This is a genomic window from Nocardioides rubriscoriae, assembly GCF_008087085.1.
Lineage (GTDB): Bacteria > Actinomycetota > Actinomycetes > Propionibacteriales > Nocardioidaceae > Nocardioides > Nocardioides rubriscoriae.
In genome coordinates this window covers 212424-229728 of sequence record NZ_VIYJ01000008.1, presented here as the reverse complement: position 1 = coordinate 229728, position 17305 = coordinate 212424, and the positions used below count along the sequence as shown (strand labels likewise).

The 17305-nt window shown below is 73.7% G+C and carries 15 protein-coding genes; 10 read left to right on the top strand and 5 right to left on the bottom strand.

The window, feature by feature from the left end:
* Window positions 1-172 precede the first annotated feature (172 nt).
* Both sucB and lpdA read right to left on the bottom strand, forming a co-directional pair.
* Entirely contained in the window at window positions 173-2029 is a 1857-nt protein-coding gene (sucB, locus tag FZC61_RS15675; protein WP_148615111.1) for a 2-oxoglutarate dehydrogenase, E2 component, dihydrolipoamide succinyltransferase, read from the bottom strand.
* Between the two features lie 17 nt (window positions 2030-2046).
* On the bottom strand, window positions 2047-3429 hold the full coding sequence (gene lpdA, locus FZC61_RS15670; RefSeq protein WP_148615110.1) for a dihydrolipoyl dehydrogenase: 1383 nt from the start codon (window positions 3427-3429) through the stop codon (window positions 2047-2049).
* Window positions 3430-3594: 165 nt separating this feature from the next.
* Between lpdA and FZC61_RS15665 the strand changes: the two genes are divergently transcribed.
* Window positions 3595-5070, top strand: coding sequence for a glycoside hydrolase (locus tag FZC61_RS15665; RefSeq protein ID WP_148615109.1), 1476 nt, complete (start codon window positions 3595-3597; stop codon window positions 5068-5070).
* A 59-nt stretch (window positions 5071-5129) separates the two neighbouring features.
* Window positions 5130-5504, top strand: a complete 375-nt coding sequence (locus FZC61_RS15660) for a hypothetical protein (RefSeq protein WP_246142727.1) — start codon at window positions 5130-5132, stop codon at window positions 5502-5504.
* A 27-nt stretch (window positions 5505-5531) separates the two neighbouring features.
* On the opposite strand, the gene FZC61_RS15655 is transcribed toward FZC61_RS15660, so the two are convergent.
* Window positions 5532-7025: a leucyl aminopeptidase gene (locus FZC61_RS15655; protein WP_148615108.1), complete on the bottom strand. Its 1494-nt coding sequence runs from the start codon at window positions 7023-7025 to the stop codon at window positions 5532-5534.
* A 68-nt stretch (window positions 7026-7093) separates the two neighbouring features.
* Between FZC61_RS15655 and gcvT the strand changes: the two genes are divergently transcribed.
* From gcvT to FZC61_RS15625, 6 genes are all read left to right on the top strand, one after another.
* Window positions 7094-8212 (top strand): glycine cleavage system aminomethyltransferase GcvT, encoded by a 1119-nt coding sequence (gene gcvT, locus FZC61_RS15650; protein ID WP_148615107.1) that lies wholly within the window; start codon window positions 7094-7096, stop codon window positions 8210-8212.
* Window positions 8213-8214: 2 nt separating this feature from the next.
* Window positions 8215-8484 carry a hypothetical protein gene (locus tag FZC61_RS15645; RefSeq protein WP_148615106.1) on the top strand — a complete coding sequence of 90 codons (270 nt, stop codon included), beginning with the start codon at window positions 8215-8217 and terminating at the stop codon, window positions 8482-8484.
* Between the two features lie 144 nt (window positions 8485-8628).
* Window positions 8629-10182 carry a SigE family RNA polymerase sigma factor gene (locus FZC61_RS15640; protein ID WP_148615105.1) on the top strand — a complete coding sequence of 518 codons (1554 nt, stop codon included), beginning with the start codon at window positions 8629-8631 and terminating at the stop codon, window positions 10180-10182.
* Between the two features lie 16 nt (window positions 10183-10198).
* Entirely contained in the window at window positions 10199-11563 is a 1365-nt protein-coding gene (locus tag FZC61_RS15635; protein ID WP_148615104.1) for a hypothetical protein, read from the top strand.
* Window positions 11564-11632: 69 nt separating this feature from the next.
* Window positions 11633-12463 carry a PhzF family phenazine biosynthesis protein gene (locus FZC61_RS15630; protein ID WP_148615103.1) on the top strand — a complete coding sequence of 277 codons (831 nt, stop codon included), beginning with the start codon at window positions 11633-11635 and terminating at the stop codon, window positions 12461-12463.
* A gap of 9 nt (window positions 12464-12472) precedes the next feature.
* Window positions 12473-13267, top strand: coding sequence for a thymidylate synthase (locus FZC61_RS15625; RefSeq protein ID WP_148615102.1), 795 nt, complete (start codon window positions 12473-12475; stop codon window positions 13265-13267).
* 212 nt (window positions 13268-13479) lie between these two features.
* Here FZC61_RS15625 and FZC61_RS15620 read toward each other — a convergent pair whose 3' ends face one another.
* A complete protein-coding gene (locus FZC61_RS15620; RefSeq protein WP_148615101.1) occupies window positions 13480-14769 on the bottom strand; it encodes an HNH endonuclease signature motif containing protein in 1290 nt (429 codons plus the stop codon).
* Between the two features lie 302 nt (window positions 14770-15071).
* Between FZC61_RS15620 and FZC61_RS15615 the strand changes: the two genes are divergently transcribed.
* Both FZC61_RS15615 and FZC61_RS15610 read left to right on the top strand, forming a co-directional pair.
* The gene (locus tag FZC61_RS15615; protein WP_148615100.1) at window positions 15072-16211 is read left to right on the top strand and encodes a CDP-glycerol glycerophosphotransferase family protein; all 1140 of its coding nucleotides are present in this window, start codon (window positions 15072-15074) and stop codon (window positions 16209-16211) included.
* A gap of 7 nt (window positions 16212-16218) precedes the next feature.
* Window positions 16219-16704 (top strand): dihydrofolate reductase, encoded by a 486-nt coding sequence (locus tag FZC61_RS15610; RefSeq protein ID WP_148615099.1) that lies wholly within the window; start codon window positions 16219-16221, stop codon window positions 16702-16704.
* Here FZC61_RS15610 and FZC61_RS15605 read toward each other — a convergent pair.
* Window positions 16701-17291, bottom strand: coding sequence for a hypothetical protein (locus tag FZC61_RS15605; RefSeq protein ID WP_148615098.1), 591 nt, complete (start codon window positions 17289-17291; stop codon window positions 16701-16703). The two genes, FZC61_RS15610 and FZC61_RS15605, sit on opposite strands and share 4 nt — an antisense overlap.
* Window positions 17292-17305: the final 14 nt, after the last annotated feature.

Sequence of the window (17305 nt, the reverse complement as noted above, 5' to 3'; positions counted from 1 at the left end):
CGGCGCCGTTCTGCTGGTCCAGTTCCATTGCTCGCCTCCTGGCCGTCAGCCGCGCTGACGATCGGGTCGCCCCTGTCGTGCTGAGCCGACGTGCGTACGTCGACGTCGGGCCCGGACGTGGAACGCCCCCTCCCGAGGTGCTCGGGAGGGGGCGTTCGTCGCTGCGGGTGGGTCAGACCTCGAACTGGCCGGCCTCGAGGCGCTTCTTGATGTCCTGCAGGAAGCGGCCCGCGTCGGCGCCGTCGATGAGACGGTGGTCGTAGGTCAGGGCGAGGTAGACCATGTGGCGCACCGCGATCGTCTCGCCGAGGTTGGCGTCGTCGATGACGACCGGGCGCTTGACCACGGCACCGGGACCGAGGATCGCGACCTGCGGCTGGTTGATGATCGGGGTGTCCCACAGGGCCCCGACGCTGCCGAGGTTGGTGATCGTGAAGGTGCCACCGCCGAGCTCGTCGGGGCCGATCTTGTTGGTGCGGGTGCGCTCGGCGACGTCGGCGATCTTCTTGGCCAGGCCCGCGATCGAGAGGTCACCCGCGTCCTTGACGACCGGGGAGATCAGGCCCTTCTCGGTGTCGACCGCGAAGGCGAGGTTCTCGCGGTCGTAGTAGGTGACCACGCCCTCCTCGGTGTCGATCGTCGCGTTGAACTTCGGGTGCTGCTTGAGCGCGTCGACCGTCGCCTTGGCGAAGAACGGCAGGTAGGACAGCTTGACGCCCTCGCGGGCCAGGAAGTCGGCCTTGGTGGCGTCGCGCAGCCGTGCGACGTTGGTGACGTCGACCTCGATGACCTGGGTGAGCTGCGCACTGACCTGCAGCGACTCGACCACGCGCTCGGCGATGATCTTGCGCAGGCGGCTCATCTTCTCGGTCGTGCCGCGCAGCGGGGACGGCGTCACCGGCGCAGCGGCGGGTGCCGACGCGGCGGCGGGGCCTGCGGGCGCAGCGGGGGCCGCGGGCGCCGCAGCCCTCTCCTGGGCCTTGGCGGCGTCGAGCACGTCCTGCTTGCGGATGCGACCGCCCACGCCCGACCCGGTCACCGTGGCGAGGTCGACGCTGTTCTGGGCGGCGAGCTTGCGCACGAGCGGAGTCACGTAGCCGGCGCCGTCGGACGACGGGGCGCTCGACGTGCTCGCGGGCTCACCGGCGGGGCTCCCGCTCGGGCCGTCACCCTGCGACCCGGCGGCCGGCGCCGGGGCGGGCTCGGGGGCCTGGGCGGGCTCCGGCTCGGGGGCCTTCGCAGGCTCCGGCTCCGGCTCCGGTGCCTTGGCGGGCTCGGGCTCCGGCTCGGGCTCGGGCTCGGGCTCCGGCTCGGCAGCCGCGGGCGCGGCCGCGCCGTCACCGACCAACGCGAGCTCGGCGCCGACCTCGACGGTCTCGTCCTCCTGCACCTTGATCTCCAGCAGGGTGCCGGCGACCGGCGAGGGGATCTCGGTGTCGACCTTGTCGGTCGAGACCTCCAGCAGCGGCTCGTCGACCGCGACGTCGTCGCCGACCTGCTTGAGCCAACGGGTGACGGTGCCCTCGGTGACCGACTCGCCCAGCGCGGGCAGCACGACCGCCGTGGCGGACCCGCCGCCCGACGGTGCTGCCGACTGGGCCGCGGGAGCCGCGGGTGCCGCGGCCGGTGCGGGCTCGGCCTTGTCGGCCTCGGGGGTCTCGTCGCCGGGCGGCAGCTCGCCGGTCTCGGCAGCGATCTGCTCCTCCTGCTCGGCCTTCTTCGCGGCCTCGTCCTCGTCGGCGGGCTGCGCCTCGGGCGCGGCGGACCCGGTGGCGTCGCCGGCGGACTCGCCCTCGTCGCCGATCACCGCGAGGACGGCGCCGATCTCGACGGTGTCGTCCTCGGCGGCCTTGATCTCGAGCAGGGTGCCGGCGACCGGCGAGGGGATCTCGGTGTCGACCTTGTCGGTCGAGACCTCCAGCAGCGGCTCGTCGACCGCGACGCTGTCACCGACCTGCTTGAGCCAGCGGGTGATGGTGCCTTCGGTGACGGACTCCCCGAGTGCCGGGAGGTTGACTTCGGTGGCCATGGGTGGGCGGTTCCCCTTCAGGAGTGGGCGTGGAGAGGCTTGCCGGCGAGGGCCAGGTGGGCCTCGCCGAGGGCTTCGTTCTGGGTCGGGTGGGCGTGCACGAGCGGGGCGACGTCCTCGGCGTGCGCCTCCCACGAGTAGATGAGCTGGGCCTCGCCGATCAGCTCGCCGACCCGGTCGCCGACCAGGTGGACGCCGATGACCGGCCCGTCCTTGCGGCGGATCAGCTTGACGAAGCCCTGGGTCTTGAGGATCTGGCTCTTGCCGTTGCCGCCGAGGTCGTAGGTGAGGGTCTCGACCTCGTCGCCGTACGCCGCCCGGGCCGCTGCCTCGTCGAGCCCGACCGACGCCACCTCGGGGCTGCTGTAGGTCACGCGCGGGATGGCGGTCTCGTCGATCGGCTGCGGGTCGAGCCCGGCGATGTCCTCGGCGACGAACATGCCCTGCTGGAAGCCCCGGTGGGCCAGCTGCAGCCCGGGCACGATGTCGCCGACGGCGTAGACGCCCTCGACGTTGGTGCGGCAGCGCTCATCGGTGAGCACGAAGCCCCGCTCCATCGCGACGCCGGCCTCCTCGTAGCCCAGGCCGTCGGTCGACGGGCCACGCCCGACCGCGACGAGCAGCAGCTCGGCCTCGATGACGTCACCGCCCTCGACGGTCACGGCGACGCCGGTGTCGGTGGTCTTGACGCTCTGGAAGGGGGTGCCGGTGCGAAAGACGATGCCGCGCTTGCGGAACGCGCGCTCGAGCGCCTTCGACGACGCCTCGTCCTCGGCGGCGACGAGCCGGGGGAGCGCCTCGACGATGGTGACCTCGGCGCCGAAGCTGCGCCACACGCTGGCGAACTCGCATCCGATCACGCCGCCGCCGAGCACGACCACCGAGGCCGGCACGCGGTCCAGGCGCAGCGCGTGCTCGGACGTCATCACCCGGGTGCCGTCGACCTGGAGCCCGGGCAGGGTGCGGGCATAGGAGCCGGAGGCGAGCACGAGGTGCTTGCCGGTGTGGACCTCCTGCCCGTCGGCGCCGGTGACCGTGACCTGACGGTCGCCGGTGACCTTGCCCTCACCCTCGATCACGGTGATGCCGCGGCCTTTGATCAGCCCGGCCAGGCCCTTGAACAGCCGGGAGACGACGCCGTCCTTGTAGGCGTTGACGCCCGGCATGTCGATGCCCTCGAGCGTGGCGCGCACGCCGAACTGCTGCGACTCGCGGGTGTTGTCAGCGACCTCGGCGGCGTGGAGGAGGGCCTTGGTGGGGATGCAGCCGACGTGCAGGCAGGTGCCGCCGAGCTTGTCCTTCTCGACCAGGCCCACGCTGAGGCCGAGCTGCGCCGCCCGCAAGGCACAGGCGTAGCCGCCCGAGCCCGCTCCGAGGACGAGGACGTCGAAGTCGGCCACGCTGGTCCTTTCCGAGGGTCAGTGAGCGCCAGGGCGCTGGGACGCCCATCTTTGCATTACCGGGGAGCCGCGCGGCAAGGGCGCCTCACCGGTCCCTCGAAGTCCGCAGCCGGGCGCAGAGTGGTGTGTTGCCCCGGGCCTCGCCGACGCAGGAGGATGCTCCGAGTGATCGCACGACCGCGCCGGGCCCGCAGCACCACCGGTCGCTCCGCGGTCCTCGTCGTCCTGGCCGTCCTGGTCGCATGCGCGGTGGTCGCGGCGGGGATCACCAGCACGGCCCGACCGCACGACCGCAGCGCCGTCGCCACCGACGCGGCCGGTCCGGCCGACCCGGCCGGTCCGGTCGACCCGGCTGCTCGGGATGCTCGGGCTGCGGGCGGCACGCTCGTGGTGAGCTCGCCGGACGACCCCGCCGTACGCCTCAGCACGCGGCCGCCCCAGCAGTCGGTGCCGCTGTTGACGCTCGTGGAGCCGGTGACCGTCGACCCCGCCACGTCGGGACAGACGTGGACGGGCGTCGGTGCGGCGCTGACCGACTCCGCGGTCGCCCACCTCGAGGACCGCCCCGACCTGGTCCGGCTGCTGCTCGATCCCGCGGCCGCGCAGGGGGCGCGCCTGCAGTGGTTGCGGCTGCCGCTGTCGGCCACCGACTTCTCCACGCAGACGTGGGGCTGGCGGGTCCGCGACGGGCGGGTCGTGCCCGGCCCGCAGGCGCGGCGCACGTTGCGGTTCCTGCGCGAGCAGGTCCTGCCCATCGACCGGGGCGTGCGCCTGGTCGCGACCCCGTGGTCGGCGCCGCCGCGCTTCAAGGTGCGCAGGACGTGGTTCGGCAGCAGCCTGCGCGACGACGCCGTCGCGTCGTACGCCGACTTCCTGGTCGGCCAGGTCCGGTGGCTGCGTGAGCACCGCTTCCCGGTGCGGGCGCTGACGCTGGCCAACGAGCCGGGCCTGGCCGAGCGCTACCCCACGATGCTGGTGAGCGACGCCCAGCTCTCGCGGCTGGCGCGGCTCGTGGGCCCGCGCGTCGACGCGCTGGGCGTCGACCTGTGGGCGCTCGACCACAACTGGAGCGACGTCGCACGCGCGCGGACCGCCCTGCGTGACGCGCCCGGTGCCCACGCCGCGGTGGCCTTCCACTGCTACGCCGGCGTCCCCGCGCAGGCCGCGGGGCTCGAGGTGCCCTGGCTCGTCGACGAGTGCACCGGCACCGACGACTCCGCCGTCGGCACCCTCGACTGGGACTCCCGGGTGCTCGTGGACCAGTCGGTCGACGCCGGCTCGACCGGGCTGCTGATGTTCAACCTCGCGCTCTCGCCTGGCGAGCGCGGCGCCTTCGGCGGGTGCGGCACCTGCCGGGGGCTGCTCACGGTCGACGGCGACGCCTCCTACGCCGAGCCCGAGCTCTACGTGCTGGCGCACCTCAGCCGGGCCGCGCGCCGCGGCTCCACGGTGGTCGGCGTGAGCGGCCCGCTCGACGTCGTCTCGGCCGGCTTCCGGCGTCGTGACGGCTCGGTCGGGGTCTACGGCTACAACCGCAGCGACCGCGACCGCTACCTGCGCCTGCAGGTCGACGGGACCGACGGGCGGGTGTTCCGGATCGGGCCGCACGAGGTCTTCACCTGGTCGTCGGGGACCGGCTGACCGCACGCGCCCGCAGGGCGCTGCCGCAAGTACGGCGGTGGACCAGGCAGACTGGCCCCATGGCCTTCCTCGACCGCTTCCGCCGCAGGTCCCGGACCCGCGTGAGTCGCCCGACCGGCGGCCTGCGCACCGGTTCCACGACGGTGCGTGCCGCCGACAAGGTCGACATCGCCCACCTCGACGCCTGGGTCGCCGAGCGCCGCGGAGTCGAGGGGTTCGTCGAGCCCCGCACCGCGGTCAGCGAGGTGACCGTCCTGCTGGTGGCCCACGACGGGGAGTGGACCCGGCGCCGGGTGCCCTCGGCCGCCTGGGCCCACGACTTCTGCAACAAGCACCAGGTGCCGTCCTACGACGCCGCGGTCGTCGGCATCCCGCAGCGGATGCGCGACTACAACTCGCGGATGAAGCAGCAGCGACGCGAGCAGGGCCTGTAGGACCTGCTCGGCCCCGCTCGGCCCGGCTCAGCCCGCCAGGGACCGCGCGTACTCGACCAGGGTCGTGACGGCCACGCCGGTGCCGCCGCTGGTGACGTGGCCGTGGGGGCCGCCGGAGTTGTACGACGGGCCGGCGATGTCGAGGTGGGCCCAGGGGAGCCCGGCGGTGAACTCGCGCAGGAAGGCCGCGGCGTAGAGCCCGCCGCCCCAGCGGATCCAGTCGTGCTGGGCGAGGTCGGCGATCTTGCTCGAGTGCACGCGCTCGACCATGGCCGCGGGGATCGGCATCGGCCAGTGCTCCTCGCCGGCGGCCTCGGCCGCGGCGAGCACGCCGTCGACGACGGTCGGGTCGCCCATCACGCCGCCGACCTTGTCGCCGAGCGCGACGACCATGGCGCCGGTCAGGGTGGCGACGTCGAGGATCACGTCGGGCTGCTGCTCGGTCGCCATCACCAGGGCGTCACCGAGCACCATCCGGCCCTCGGCGTCGGTGTTGAGGATCTCGACGGTCGTGCCGCCGTACATCGTCACGACGTCGCCGGGCCGGGTGGCCGACGCGCCGACCATGTTCTCGGCGATGGAGGCGTAGGTCGTGACCCGGACGGGCAGGCCGAGGTCGGCGATCGCGAGGGTGGCGGCCACGACGGCGGCGGCACCGGCCATGTCTGACTTCATCTCGTGCATGTTGGCCGCGGGCTTGATCGACAGCCCGCCGGTGTCGAAGGTGATGCCCTTGCCGACGAGCGCGAGGTGCTGCGTGGCGCCCTTGGGGGAGTAGGTGAGCTCGACCAGCCGCGGCGGGGCGTCGGAGCCCTGGCCGACCGACAGGATGCCGCCGCAGCCGAGCTCGGCGAGCTGGCGCTCGTCGAGGACCTTGACGCCCACCTTGGCGGCGCCGCGGGGGCGGGCCTTGACCGCGGCGACGATGCCGTCGGCGAACGACGGCGGGCGCAGGTCGTTGGGCGGGGTGTTGACCCAGTCGCGGGTCGTGGTGACCGCGGCGGCCAGGACCTGGGCCTCGTCGAAGGCGGCGACGGCGTCCTTCTTGCGGGCCGCGGGGCTGAGCACGACGACCTCGGGCGGCGTCTTCTTCTCGCCGGCGCTCTTCTTGTACGTCGTGAAGGTGTAGCCGCCGAGGAGGTAGCCCTCGGTGGCCGCACGCACCAGGCCCGCGGTGTCGGCGGGCAGGGCGAGCGCGACCGAGGCGGCGTTGGAGACCGCGCGGGCCGCGGCGCCGGCGGCGCGGCGTACGGCGGCCGGCGTGGCCTCGGGGCCCAGACCGACCAGGACCAGCATCGGCGAGGCGATCGTCTGGGAGGTCGGGACCTTGACGACCTCACCGGCCTTGCCGGTCACGCCCAGCGTGGTCAGCAGCGGCGCGAGCTTGCGGCCGTAGGCCTCGGCGACGTCGTCGCCGCCGGGGGCGATCGTGGGGCGCGAGCCCCCGGAGAGCACGCCGACGACGACCGCGTCGCATCGGGTCTTGGCGGGGCTGGCACTGCGCAGGGTCCACGTCGTCACGCGGGGAGCCTACGGCGGTGCCGACCGGACGTGGGCCGCGCGGGGTGCGTGGCGGTAGGTTTCGGTCCATGTCCGAGGCCTCCGGTCCCCAGGAGCCGCTGCGCTCTCCCCTCCACGACCGACACCTGGCGCTGGGCGCCAAGTTCGCCGACTTCGGCGGCTGGTCGATGCCGCTGCAGTACGCCGGGGTGGTCGAGGAGCACACCGCCGTGCGCACCGCCGTCGGCATCTTCGACGTCAGCCACCTCGGCAAGGCCGCGGTGACCGGTCCCGGTGCCGCCGACCTCGTCAACGCGACGCTGTCCAACGACCTGCGCAGGATCGGGCCCGGCCAGGCGCAGTACACGCTGTGCTGCGACGACGCGACCGGCGGCATCGTCGACGACCTCATCGCCTACTACCGCTCCGACGAGGCGGTCTTCCTGATCCCCAACGCCGCCAACACCGCCGAGGTCGTGCGCCGCCTGGCCGCCGCCGCGCCGGCGGGGGTCGAGGTCGTCGACCAGCACCGCGACTTCGCCGTGCTCGCGGTGCAGGGGCCGTCGTCCGACGACCTGCTCGCCGCCGTGGGGCTGCCCACCGGCCACGACTACATGAGCTTCGTCGACGCCTCGTTCGCCGGCACCCACGTCGTGATCTGCCGCACCGGCTACACCGGCGAGCGGGGCTACGAATTGGTGGTGCCCAGCGACGGTGCCGGCGCCGTCTGGGACGCGATCCTCGCGGCGGGGGAGCCGTTCGGGCTGACCCCGTGCGGCCTCGGCGCCCGCGACACCCTGCGCACCGAGATGGGCTACCCGCTGCACGGCCAGGACATCTCGCTGTCGGTCACCCCCAACGAGGCGCGCCTGGGCTGGGCGGTCGGTTGGAAGAAGGACGCGTTCTGGGGCCGCGACGCCCTGGTCGCCGAGAAGCAGGCCGGGCCGCGACGCCGCCTGGTCGGGCTCGAGTCGACCGGCCGCGCCATCCCGCGTCCCCACATGAGCGTCTCCCTGGTGCCTGACGTGCTGCTCGGGGAGGTCACCTCCGGCACCTTCTCGCCGACGCTGAAGAAGGGCATCGCCCTCGCGCTGCTCTCGTCGGTCGTCAACCCCGACGCCCAGGTCGGCGTCGACGTGCGCGGGCGGCGCGAGATGTTCCAGGTGCGTCCGCTGCCGTTCGTCGAGCCCTCGGTGCGAGAGTCATGACCATGAACCTGCCCGACCAGCCCCCGACGTTCCGACGGCCGACCGCGGCCGAGCGCCCCTGGACGTGGCGTCTCGAGGACTCCACCGGCGCCGAGGTCACGCCCACCGGCGACGGCGCCGACGAGCTCGTCGCCCAGCGCTTCGCCAGCCAGGCCGACGCCGAGTCGTGGGTCGGTGAGCTGTTCGGCGACCTCGCCGCCGCCGGCGTCGACCAGGTCACGCTCTTCGAGCACGACCGCCGGGTCTACGGACCCATGTCGCTGCACCCCTGACCCCTGACCCGGCACCGCCTGCAGGTCCGTCTCGCCAGTCTCGCCCGTCTCGCGCATCCGCGCGTGGGGCCGCGACGAATACCCTGGAGTCCGGCCCCGCGGGGCCGCGACGAGGCGGTCTGACCGACCGGAGAGGTGGCTGTGGTGCCCGACGTGCTCGTCCACGGCCGGCCGGGGCGTCCCGGTGTGCAGGAGATCGCGACGTACGCCGTCGGCCGCTGGCCGGTGGTCGTGAGGATGCTGGTGCTCCTGGGTGCGCCGCCGCGCCATGCGCAGGACCTGGCGACCACCGCGGTCGGCGCGTTCTTCGAGCGCTGCGCGCACGACGAGTGGCTCGACCTCGACGCGACGCTGGTCGCCGAGGTGGTCGACACGTGGGAGCGCGACCGCACCGCGTGGTGGCACCGGCCCGAGCCCTGCGCCGGCGACCTCGACGAGGCGGTCGAGGCCCTCGACGTGCTGTCGCCCGCCCAGCGCGCGCGGGTCGTCGCGCAGGCCGTCGGGGCCCTGACCCCCGAGCAGCTCGACGACGCGCTCGGTCCGGCCCCCCTCGGGTCGCCGGTGGGGGAGTCGACGTTCGCCGACCTGCCGCGGCTGGCCGAGGAGATCCCGGTCGGTGACCCCCACGTCGAGCAGGCGCGGTCCCGCTACGTCCAGCGGCGCCGCGGCGGACGTCGTCTGACCCTGGTCGCGGCGGTGGCCGGGCTCGCCGCCGTGGCCGCGACCGTCACCGTCGCCGTGCGCTCGATCGACCCCCAGCCCGCACCCGACCCCGGCGCCGCCGGGCCGTCACCGAGCGCCGCGCCCGTCGCCGGCGTCGGTGCCACCGCGCGGGTCCCGTTGACCGGTGGCCCCGACCTCGACCCCGTCACCTGGTACGACGGCCGCCGCATCCACCTGGCCGACCGCACGGTGCGGCTGCCGGGCCTGGTCGCGATGGTGCGCGTCGGCGACGGCGTGGTGGCGACCGACGACGGTGGCCGGGTCGTCCACGTGCGGGCCGGACGGCCCGTCGAGACGCTCGGACGCACGACGCCGGGTGCGGCCGCCGTGGCCGACCCCCAGGCGCGCGAGACCGCCTGGGTCGACGCGACGTCGGGTGCGGTCGTCGTACGGTCGCTGCGGGGCACGACGCCGCGGACCACCACCGTCCCGGCCGTGGGTGCCACGGTCGTGGCCCTCGACGACGGCACCGTCTACGTCGACAGCGCGGGCGAGCAGCCGCTGACCCGGGTCGGCGACGTCGTCGTCCTCCAGGCCCCCGAGGGCCTGCTCGACGTCGCGGGCGGCACGCAGGCCAGGCAGCTCGACGACGACCTGATCGCGGTGTCCACCGGCCACGACGCCAGCGGGGTCACCGGGCGCGACGGCTCGCTGTCCGACGACGGCCACTACCTGCTCACCCGCGACGTCGCCGCGAGCGCGGCCCCGCTGAGGGTCGTGGTCGACCTCGGGCCCGGCACGCCGCTCCCGCTCGACCTCCGCCCGGGGGCCATCGTGCGCGACGCCGCGTTCGACGACGGCACCGTCACGTTCGTTGTCGAGGTGCAGAACGGCATCCAGTACCCACCCGACCGCCCGCGCGGCCGCGGCTACATCCCCGGCTACACCCTGGTCGTGTGCGACCTGGCCCGGGCCGCGTGCCAGGACGACGTCGAGGTGTTCGGCGCCGCCGCCCCGCTGAAGCTGGCGCACTGACCATGACGGGCGAGCCATGACGTCCGAGAGGTCGGCGGCGGCCGAGCGTGCGGGCCGGGCCACGCACGCCGAGGTGCGCTGGCCGGTGGTCGTGCGCACGCTGGTCCTGCTCGGCGTACCCCTGGTCGACGCGGAGCGGCTCGCTGGCGAGGCCGTGGCGCGCCTGCTCGAGGCCCCGGCCACCGACGACCTCGACGTCGCCCTGTTCGCGGCGGTGGTCGCGGCGTGGGAGGACGACCCGGTCGCGTGGTGGGCCGAGCCCGCAGCGACCGGTGGGTGGCCCGGGGAGGCGGGGTACGCCGACCTCGAGCCCGCCCTCGACCGCCTCGACCCGTCGACCCGCGCCCGGCTGGTGCTCACCGAGGTCGCCCGGCTCGCGCCCGAGCAGGTCGACGCGGTCGTGCTCGGCGGCGGCGCGTGGCCGCCCGGGCTGGGCCCCGCGGTCGTGGACGTCGCCGACCAGGTCGTCGTCGGAGCCCCTGCGGTCGGGGGCGCGAGCCCGGTCGCCACCGCCCGACGCTCGCGGCTGCGTACGCGTGCGGTCCTGGGCAGCGCGCTGGTCGCGCTGGTCGCCGTGGTCGTCGGTGCCGCTGTGGTGGGCCTCGACTCCGACGGCGAGGTCGCCGGACCCGCACGGCCGGTCCAGGTCGTCACGGTGCGCATCGGCACGGCGCAGCCCGTGCCGTGGTACGACGGCCGCTCCGTGCGCCTCGACGGTGCGGTCGTGCCCGTCGACGGGCTGCGGTCGATGACCCGCGTCCAGGACGGCGTCGCCGGACGGCTCGCCGACGGCTCCGTGGTGGTCGTGCGCCCCGACGGCGTCCAGGACCTGGGGCGGGCCGACGAGGACAGCCCCGTGGTGGCCTCGCCCGACGCGCGGGCCGTCGCGTGGCTCGACGCCGGTGCGCTGGTGGTGGCCCGCGTGCCACCGACCCTGAGCCGCGACGAGGTCCCGCCCGGGGCCGTGCTGGTGGGCCGCGACGCGACCCGCACCTACCTCTCCCTGCCCGACGGCCACCTCGTCGTGCCCGACAACGGCACCGGGCGCCGGGTGCCGGGACCGGTGCCGCCGGCCGTCGCGCTCGGGACGGCGCTGTCCCCCGACGGCCTGTTCCGGGTCGTCCCCGACCCGGCGGCGGCGGGCGCCTCGTCACGCGCGGTCGCCGTCGTCGACGCCCGCAACCGACGGCCCGTCCCCCTGGCGCTGCCCGACGGCGTCGTCGTCGACGCTGTCTTCGGGCCGCTCGGGATCGTCACCGTCGTGGTCTCACGGGGCGACGAGGGGCGCTACGACATCGTCAACTGCCGCCTCCTCGAGCGCATCTGCCTGGGCGCCGCCGAGGTCGACGGCGCGCCCACCCCGCCGTTGCTGGCCCACTGACAAGCCCACTGACGGGCCCACTGACGGGCCCGCGGACGGGGCAGGCCCCGGCTGGCTAGGGTCGGCGGCATGCTGCCGTTCCGCCAGGTCGACGTCTTCTCCACCGAGCCGCTGCGGGGCAACCCCGTGGCCGTGGTCCACGACGCCGACGGGCTCACCGACGACCAGATGGCCGCGTTCGCGCGCTGGACCAACCTGTCGGAGACCACCTTCCTGCTGACGCCCACCGATCCCGGCGCCGACTACCGGCTGCGCATCTGGACCCCCGGCGGCGAGCTGCCCTTCGCCGGTCACCCCACCCTCGGCTCGGCCCACGCGTGGCTCGAGGCCGGGGGAGCGCCCGCCGCTGCCGACGTGGTCGTGCAGCAGTGCGCGGCCGGGCTGGTCGAGGTACGCCGTGGGGAGCGGCTGGCCTTCGCCGGGCCGCCGCTGGTGCGCTCGGGGCTCGTCGACCCCGCCGACCTGGCCCACGCCGTACGGGTGCTCGGGCTGGGCGACGACGACGTCGTAGATGCCGCCTGGATCGACAACGGTCCCGGGTGGATGGGCCTGCTGCTGCGCGACGCCGACGCGGTGCTCGCCTGCCGTCCCGACTTCGGGGCGTTCGACGACCTCAAGGTGGGGATCGTCGGTCCCTGGCCGGAGGGCTCGGAGTGCGCCGTCGAGGTGCGTGCCTTCTGCCCGGGCTACGGCCCCGAGGAGGACCCCGTGACCGGCAGCCTCAACGCCGGCATCGGCGCCTGGCTGGCCGGGACCCGCCTGCCGGCGTCGTACGTCGCCGCGCAGGGCACGGTGCTGCAGCGACGCGGGCGTGTCCACGTGACGCGTGAGGACGACGTGGTCTGGGTGGGCGGGGACACCCGCACCACGGTCGCCGGGACCGTCGCGCTCGGCGGATAGCCTGGACCCGTGCGCGCCTACCTCGACCTCGTCCAGCGGATCCTCGACGAGGGCGTCGCCAAGGCCGACCGCACCGGCACCGGCACCCTGTCGGTCTTCGGCCACCAGATGCGCTTCGACCTGACCGAGGGGTTCCCGCTGGTGACGACCAAGAAGGTCCACACCCGGTCGATCTTCGCCGAGCTGCTGTGGTTCCTGCGCGGTGACACCAACGTGAAGTGGCTCCAGGACCGCGGCGTCACCATCTGGGACGAGTGGGCCGACGCCGACGGCGACCTCGGGCCCGTCTACGGCTACCAGTGGCGCTCGTGGCCGACCCCCGACGGTCGACACGTCGACCAGATCGCCCAGGTCGTCGAGCAGATCCGCACCAACCCCGACTCGCGGCGCCACGTCGTCTCGGCGTGGAACGTCGCCGACATCCCCGACATGGCCCTGGCGCCGTGCCACACGATGTTCCAGTTCTACGTCGCCGACGGCCGCCTCTCGTGCCAGCTCTACCAGCGCTCCGCCGACGTGTTCCTCGGCGTGCCCTTCAACATCGCGTCCTACGCCCTGCTCACCCACATGGTCGCCCAGGTCACCGGGCTCGGCGTCGGCGACTTCGTGCACACCCTCGGCGACGCCCACCTCTACACCAACCACCTCGACCAGGCCCGCCTCCAGCTCACCCGCGACCCCCGCCCCCTGCCGCGACTGGTCCTCGACCCGTCGGTCACCGACCTCGCCGCCTTCGACCTCGACCACATCGCCGTCGAGGGCTACGACCCCCACCCCGGCATCAAGGCCCCGATCGCCGTCTGACGTCGTACGCCGACTGTGTGCCCCGGCCCGACCCCACGCTGGTCGAGATGTGAGGCCGCCCGCGGCCGAGCCTCGAGACCACCACCACCGGCGCTGCCGACCCGAGTGCCACGCGGCCTCGCACCTCGACCACCGTGGGGCGGGGTGGGGTGAGGACCGCTGGGCGTGCCGGTGGCCCCGCTGTGGTGGTGCTGGGCGGGGTGGTGGGGCGGTCAGGGTTGTCGGCGCGGTGGACGGGGTGGACGGGGTGGACGGAGTAGTGGGGACCTGCGGTCGACGAGGTAGGTGGCGCCGGTGGGGCTGGTCCAGTGGTAGAGCCCGGGGCGCAGCATGACGTAGCGCCACCGGGAGTGGGTCTTGGCGCGGTGGTGGCGTCTGCAGAGCATCGCGAGGTTGTGCGCTGACGTGGGGCCGCCGGCGGTGAACGGGATGATGTGGTCGAGGTCGACCCGGCGGCGATTGCACCCGGGGAACACACAGGTGTGGTCGCGGAGGCGCACGAGCTCGCGGATGGCGTCGGTGGGCTCGTAGGCGTCGGTGACCGGGTCGGCGGCGAGGTCGACGACGGGTTTGACGGTGACCTTGGTGCCGGCTTGTTGGCACCAGGCGCGGATCTGTTCGATGAGGACCGGGGACCAGGTGTTGTCGAGGAACCCGGGCAGGTCGGGGTGCTCGGCGTCGAGGTGGCAGTACAGGGTCACACCGCGCCCGGTGCCACCGGTGATCTCGCTGGTGATCTCGCCGGTGAGCAGGTCGAGGGCGAGCTGGTGGCGGCCCATCTCTCCCAGGGCCTGGGAGCGGCGGACGTCCAGGGTCTCGGTGGACCCGAGGTCGGCCAGTGCCTGGGCCCCGTTCTTCAGCGCGGCTTCGAGGTCGATCGCGTCGGCCAGGTCGAGGGTGGCGGTCATCTCCACGGTGCCCGAGGTGCCCGCGTCGCCGAGGTGGACGTCGGCGTGACGGTTCTCGGCGGCCTTCTTGCGGCGGCGTTCTGCTTCGTCGGGGTCGTGCTTGGCGCGGGCGGCGTCGACGGCGCGGTCCACTTGGGCCCAGGAGCAGGTGTGCAGGAAGGGGGCGATGTCCTTGTCGACTTCAGTGGCACCAGCCGCAGGCAGGGACATCGTGTGTTCGGCGACGCGGAACGCCTTCCACACCGGCACCTCGAGCTTGACCACGCGGGCGTACAGCCGTGGGAGGCGGTAGCGCAGCTCCAACGCTTTGCCGAGGTAGGCCAGCCCACCGTCGGTGCTCATCCCCAATGACAACGCGAGGTCGAGGGCGGCGTACTCGCCGATGACCGGGCACCCGGGGCCACCCAGGTGCAGGGCCGGTTCTTCCATGGGGTCGAGCAGGGCTGCGGTCTCGTCGGGGTCGGCGGTGTTGACCGACGCCCAGTCGAGGACGGCGTTGAGCTTGGCAACCTGGACCCTGGACTCGTCGTCGCGGTGTGCGCGCACGGACTCCAGCAGCGGGTCGCTGCTGTGGGTCCGGGTGCGGGTGCTCATGGCCTCATTCTACGCCTGATGGCACATATTCGAAAGTCTGTGCGACGAGTTTGTGGATGGGTTTCGTACGTCGGTGTGGCCGAGTGGGTCTCGTGACGGTCGCCAGGGCGACCTCCTCGACCACCGTGGTGTGACGGTCGGTCGACGCGACCTCCTCGACCACCGTGGGGCCCGGTCGTCGTACGACGTCACCCGGGTCGTCTCGTGACGGTCGCCAGGGCGACCTCGTCGGCCACCGTGGGCTCAGCGCGCCGTCGGTGGCCGCACCACACCCCGGCACGCACCCCCGATAGGATCGGCGAGTGTCCGAGGTCTCCGTCGTCGCCTACTTCGCCGACGACCCCACGCGCACCTACCAGCTGATCCAGTGGCTGCCGGTGCTCGAGGTGCTCCACCAGCAGCACCCGGTGGGGCTCGTGCTGCGCGACCCCGACTCGGCCGAGGTCGTGTCGGCGCGCACCGACCTGCCGATCCGGCTGGCACCGACGTTCCCCGAGCTGACCGAGCTCTACGACGCGATCGACGCCAAGGTCGTCCTCTACGTCAACAACTCGCCGGCCAACTTCCAGTCGCTGGTCGACGGTCGGATGCTGCACGCCCACGTCAACCACGGTGAGAGCGACAAGCAGAGCATGGCGAGCAACAACGCCAAGGCCTACGACCGCGTTTTCGTCGCCGGCGAGGCCGCGGTGCAGCGCCACACGGCCGCGCTGATGGAGTTCGACGCCTCGCGGCTGGTGCGCATCGGACGCCCGCAGCTCGACCTGCGCTCCGACGCGGTGCTGCCGCCGACCGAGCGTCGCACCGTGCTCTACGCCCCGACGTGGGAGGGCGACGCCGTCTACAACGACTACACCTCCGTCGAGGTGCTCGGACGCCGCATCGTCGACGCGGTGCTGGCCGTGCCCGACACGCGCCTGGTCTACAAGCCCCACCCCAAGGTCACCACCAGTCTGCGGGCCTCGATCCACGACGCCCACCGCGACATCCTCGCCACGGTCGCGCAGGCGCAGGAGGACGACCCCGACGCCGGGCACCTGGCCGTCGTCGCCGGCGACATCCTCGCCCTCATGCCGGCCTGCGACGCGATGATCACCGACGTCTCCTCGGTCGGGCTCGACTGGCTCTACCTGCGCAACGAGAAGCCCATCTTCCTCACCGACCCGCACCTCGACGCCGACAAGCTGCGCCGCGACGTCCCCGTCAGCCGGTGCGCCGACGTGATCGACGTCGACAACGTCGCCGACCTCGCCGACCTGCTGGCGAGCCGCCTCGAGGTCGACGAGCACCACCTCGCCCGCGTCGCGATGCGCCACCACTACTTCGACGACCTCCAGGTCGGCGAGAGCACCGTTCGCTTCGTCGACGCCGTCGGTGAGCTGGTCGCCCTGCGCGACCGGCTCATGGGCGTGGTCCCCGACGCCGGCGCCCAGCCCGCGTGAGCCCCGCATGAAGCGCGTCCTGCTGGTCGCCGCCGTCGCGCGCAACCGCGTCATCGGCCACGGTCCCGACATCCCGTGGAAGATCCCGGGCGAGCAGGCCGAGTTCAAGAAGCTCACCCTCGGCCACGCGCTGGTGATGGGACGCACCACCTACGAGTCGATCGGTCGCCCGCTCCCGGGCCGTAGGACGATCGTGCTGACCCGCGACCGCGACTGGTCGCCCGGCCACCACGAGGTGCTGGTCGCCCGCTCGATGCTCGACGCCCTGGCCAAGGCCGCGACGCTGCCCGACGGCGAGGTCATCGTCGCCGGCGGCGCCCAGGTCTACGCCGAGGCGATGGGGCTGGCCAGCGAGCTGGTCATCAGCGAGGTGCCGCTCGAGCCGGAGGGCGACGCCTTCTTCCCCGTCATCGACCCGGCCCTGTGGGTCGAGGCCGACCGTGAGCGCTTCGAGGGCTACGACCGCGTCTGGTACGAGCGGGTCGGGTCCTAGAGCGCCCGCTCGTGCAGCACCACGTCACGGGCGTAGTGCTCCTCGAGGAGCCGCCGCGTCGACGCGGCGATCGGGAACTCGGCGCGCGGCGAGGTGTTGACCCGACCCACCGCCGGTACGTCGACCCCGAGCCTGCCGGCCATCCACGCGATCGCCTCGTCGAGGTGCTCGTAGCGGTAGATGCGGTCCACCGGCGGGCGCCCGGCACGGGTGCGCACGAAGTTGGTCGCACTGCCCAGGTTGATCTCGCCCGCGACGATCCGCTCGGCGAACTCGTCGAACGACAGGTCGCCGGTGTGCTGCGGGCTCCCGACGGTCTCGGGCCGCGACCGGTAGCGCCACCAGGAGTGGGCCCAGTCGACCGGCTCACGTACGACGCAGACCAGCTCGTAGCTCTCCCGGGGGTGCCCGTAGTGCTCGAGGACCGGCACGAAGACCCGGTCGAAGGTCCGCGCCGTCGCGTGCTTCATCCGGGGCGGGCGGCGTACGACGATCTCGGCGTGGCGCTGGAAGGACCGCTCGACCGCGGTCGAGCCGGTCTTGGTCATCGCCAGGAAGCAGAACCCCGCGCGCGCCATCGCCATCACGGGCCGAACGCTAG

Coding starts and splice junctions, on each gene's coding strand:
- sucB (WP_148615111.1), bottom strand. CDS start 2,029: ATGGCCACCGAAGTCAACCTCCCGGCACTCGGGGAGTCCGTCACCGAA.
- FZC61_RS15660 (WP_246142727.1), top strand. CDS start 5,130: ATGGCCTTCCTCGACCGCTTCCGCCGCAGGTCCCGGACCCGCGTGAGT.
- gcvT (WP_148615107.1), top strand. CDS start 7,094: ATGTCCGAGGCCTCCGGTCCCCAGGAGCCGCTGCGCTCTCCCCTCCAC.
- FZC61_RS15645 (WP_148615106.1), top strand. CDS start 8,215: ATGAACCTGCCCGACCAGCCCCCGACGTTCCGACGGCCGACCGCGGCC.
- FZC61_RS15635 (WP_148615104.1), top strand. CDS start 10,199: ATGACGTCCGAGAGGTCGGCGGCGGCCGAGCGTGCGGGCCGGGCCACG.
- FZC61_RS15630 (WP_148615103.1), top strand. CDS start 11,633: ATGCTGCCGTTCCGCCAGGTCGACGTCTTCTCCACCGAGCCGCTGCGG.
- FZC61_RS15620 (WP_148615101.1), bottom strand. CDS start 14,769: ATGAGCACCCGCACCCGGACCCACAGCAGCGACCCGCTGCTGGAGTCC.
- FZC61_RS15610 (WP_148615099.1), top strand. CDS start 16,219: ATGAAGCGCGTCCTGCTGGTCGCCGCCGTCGCGCGCAACCGCGTCATC.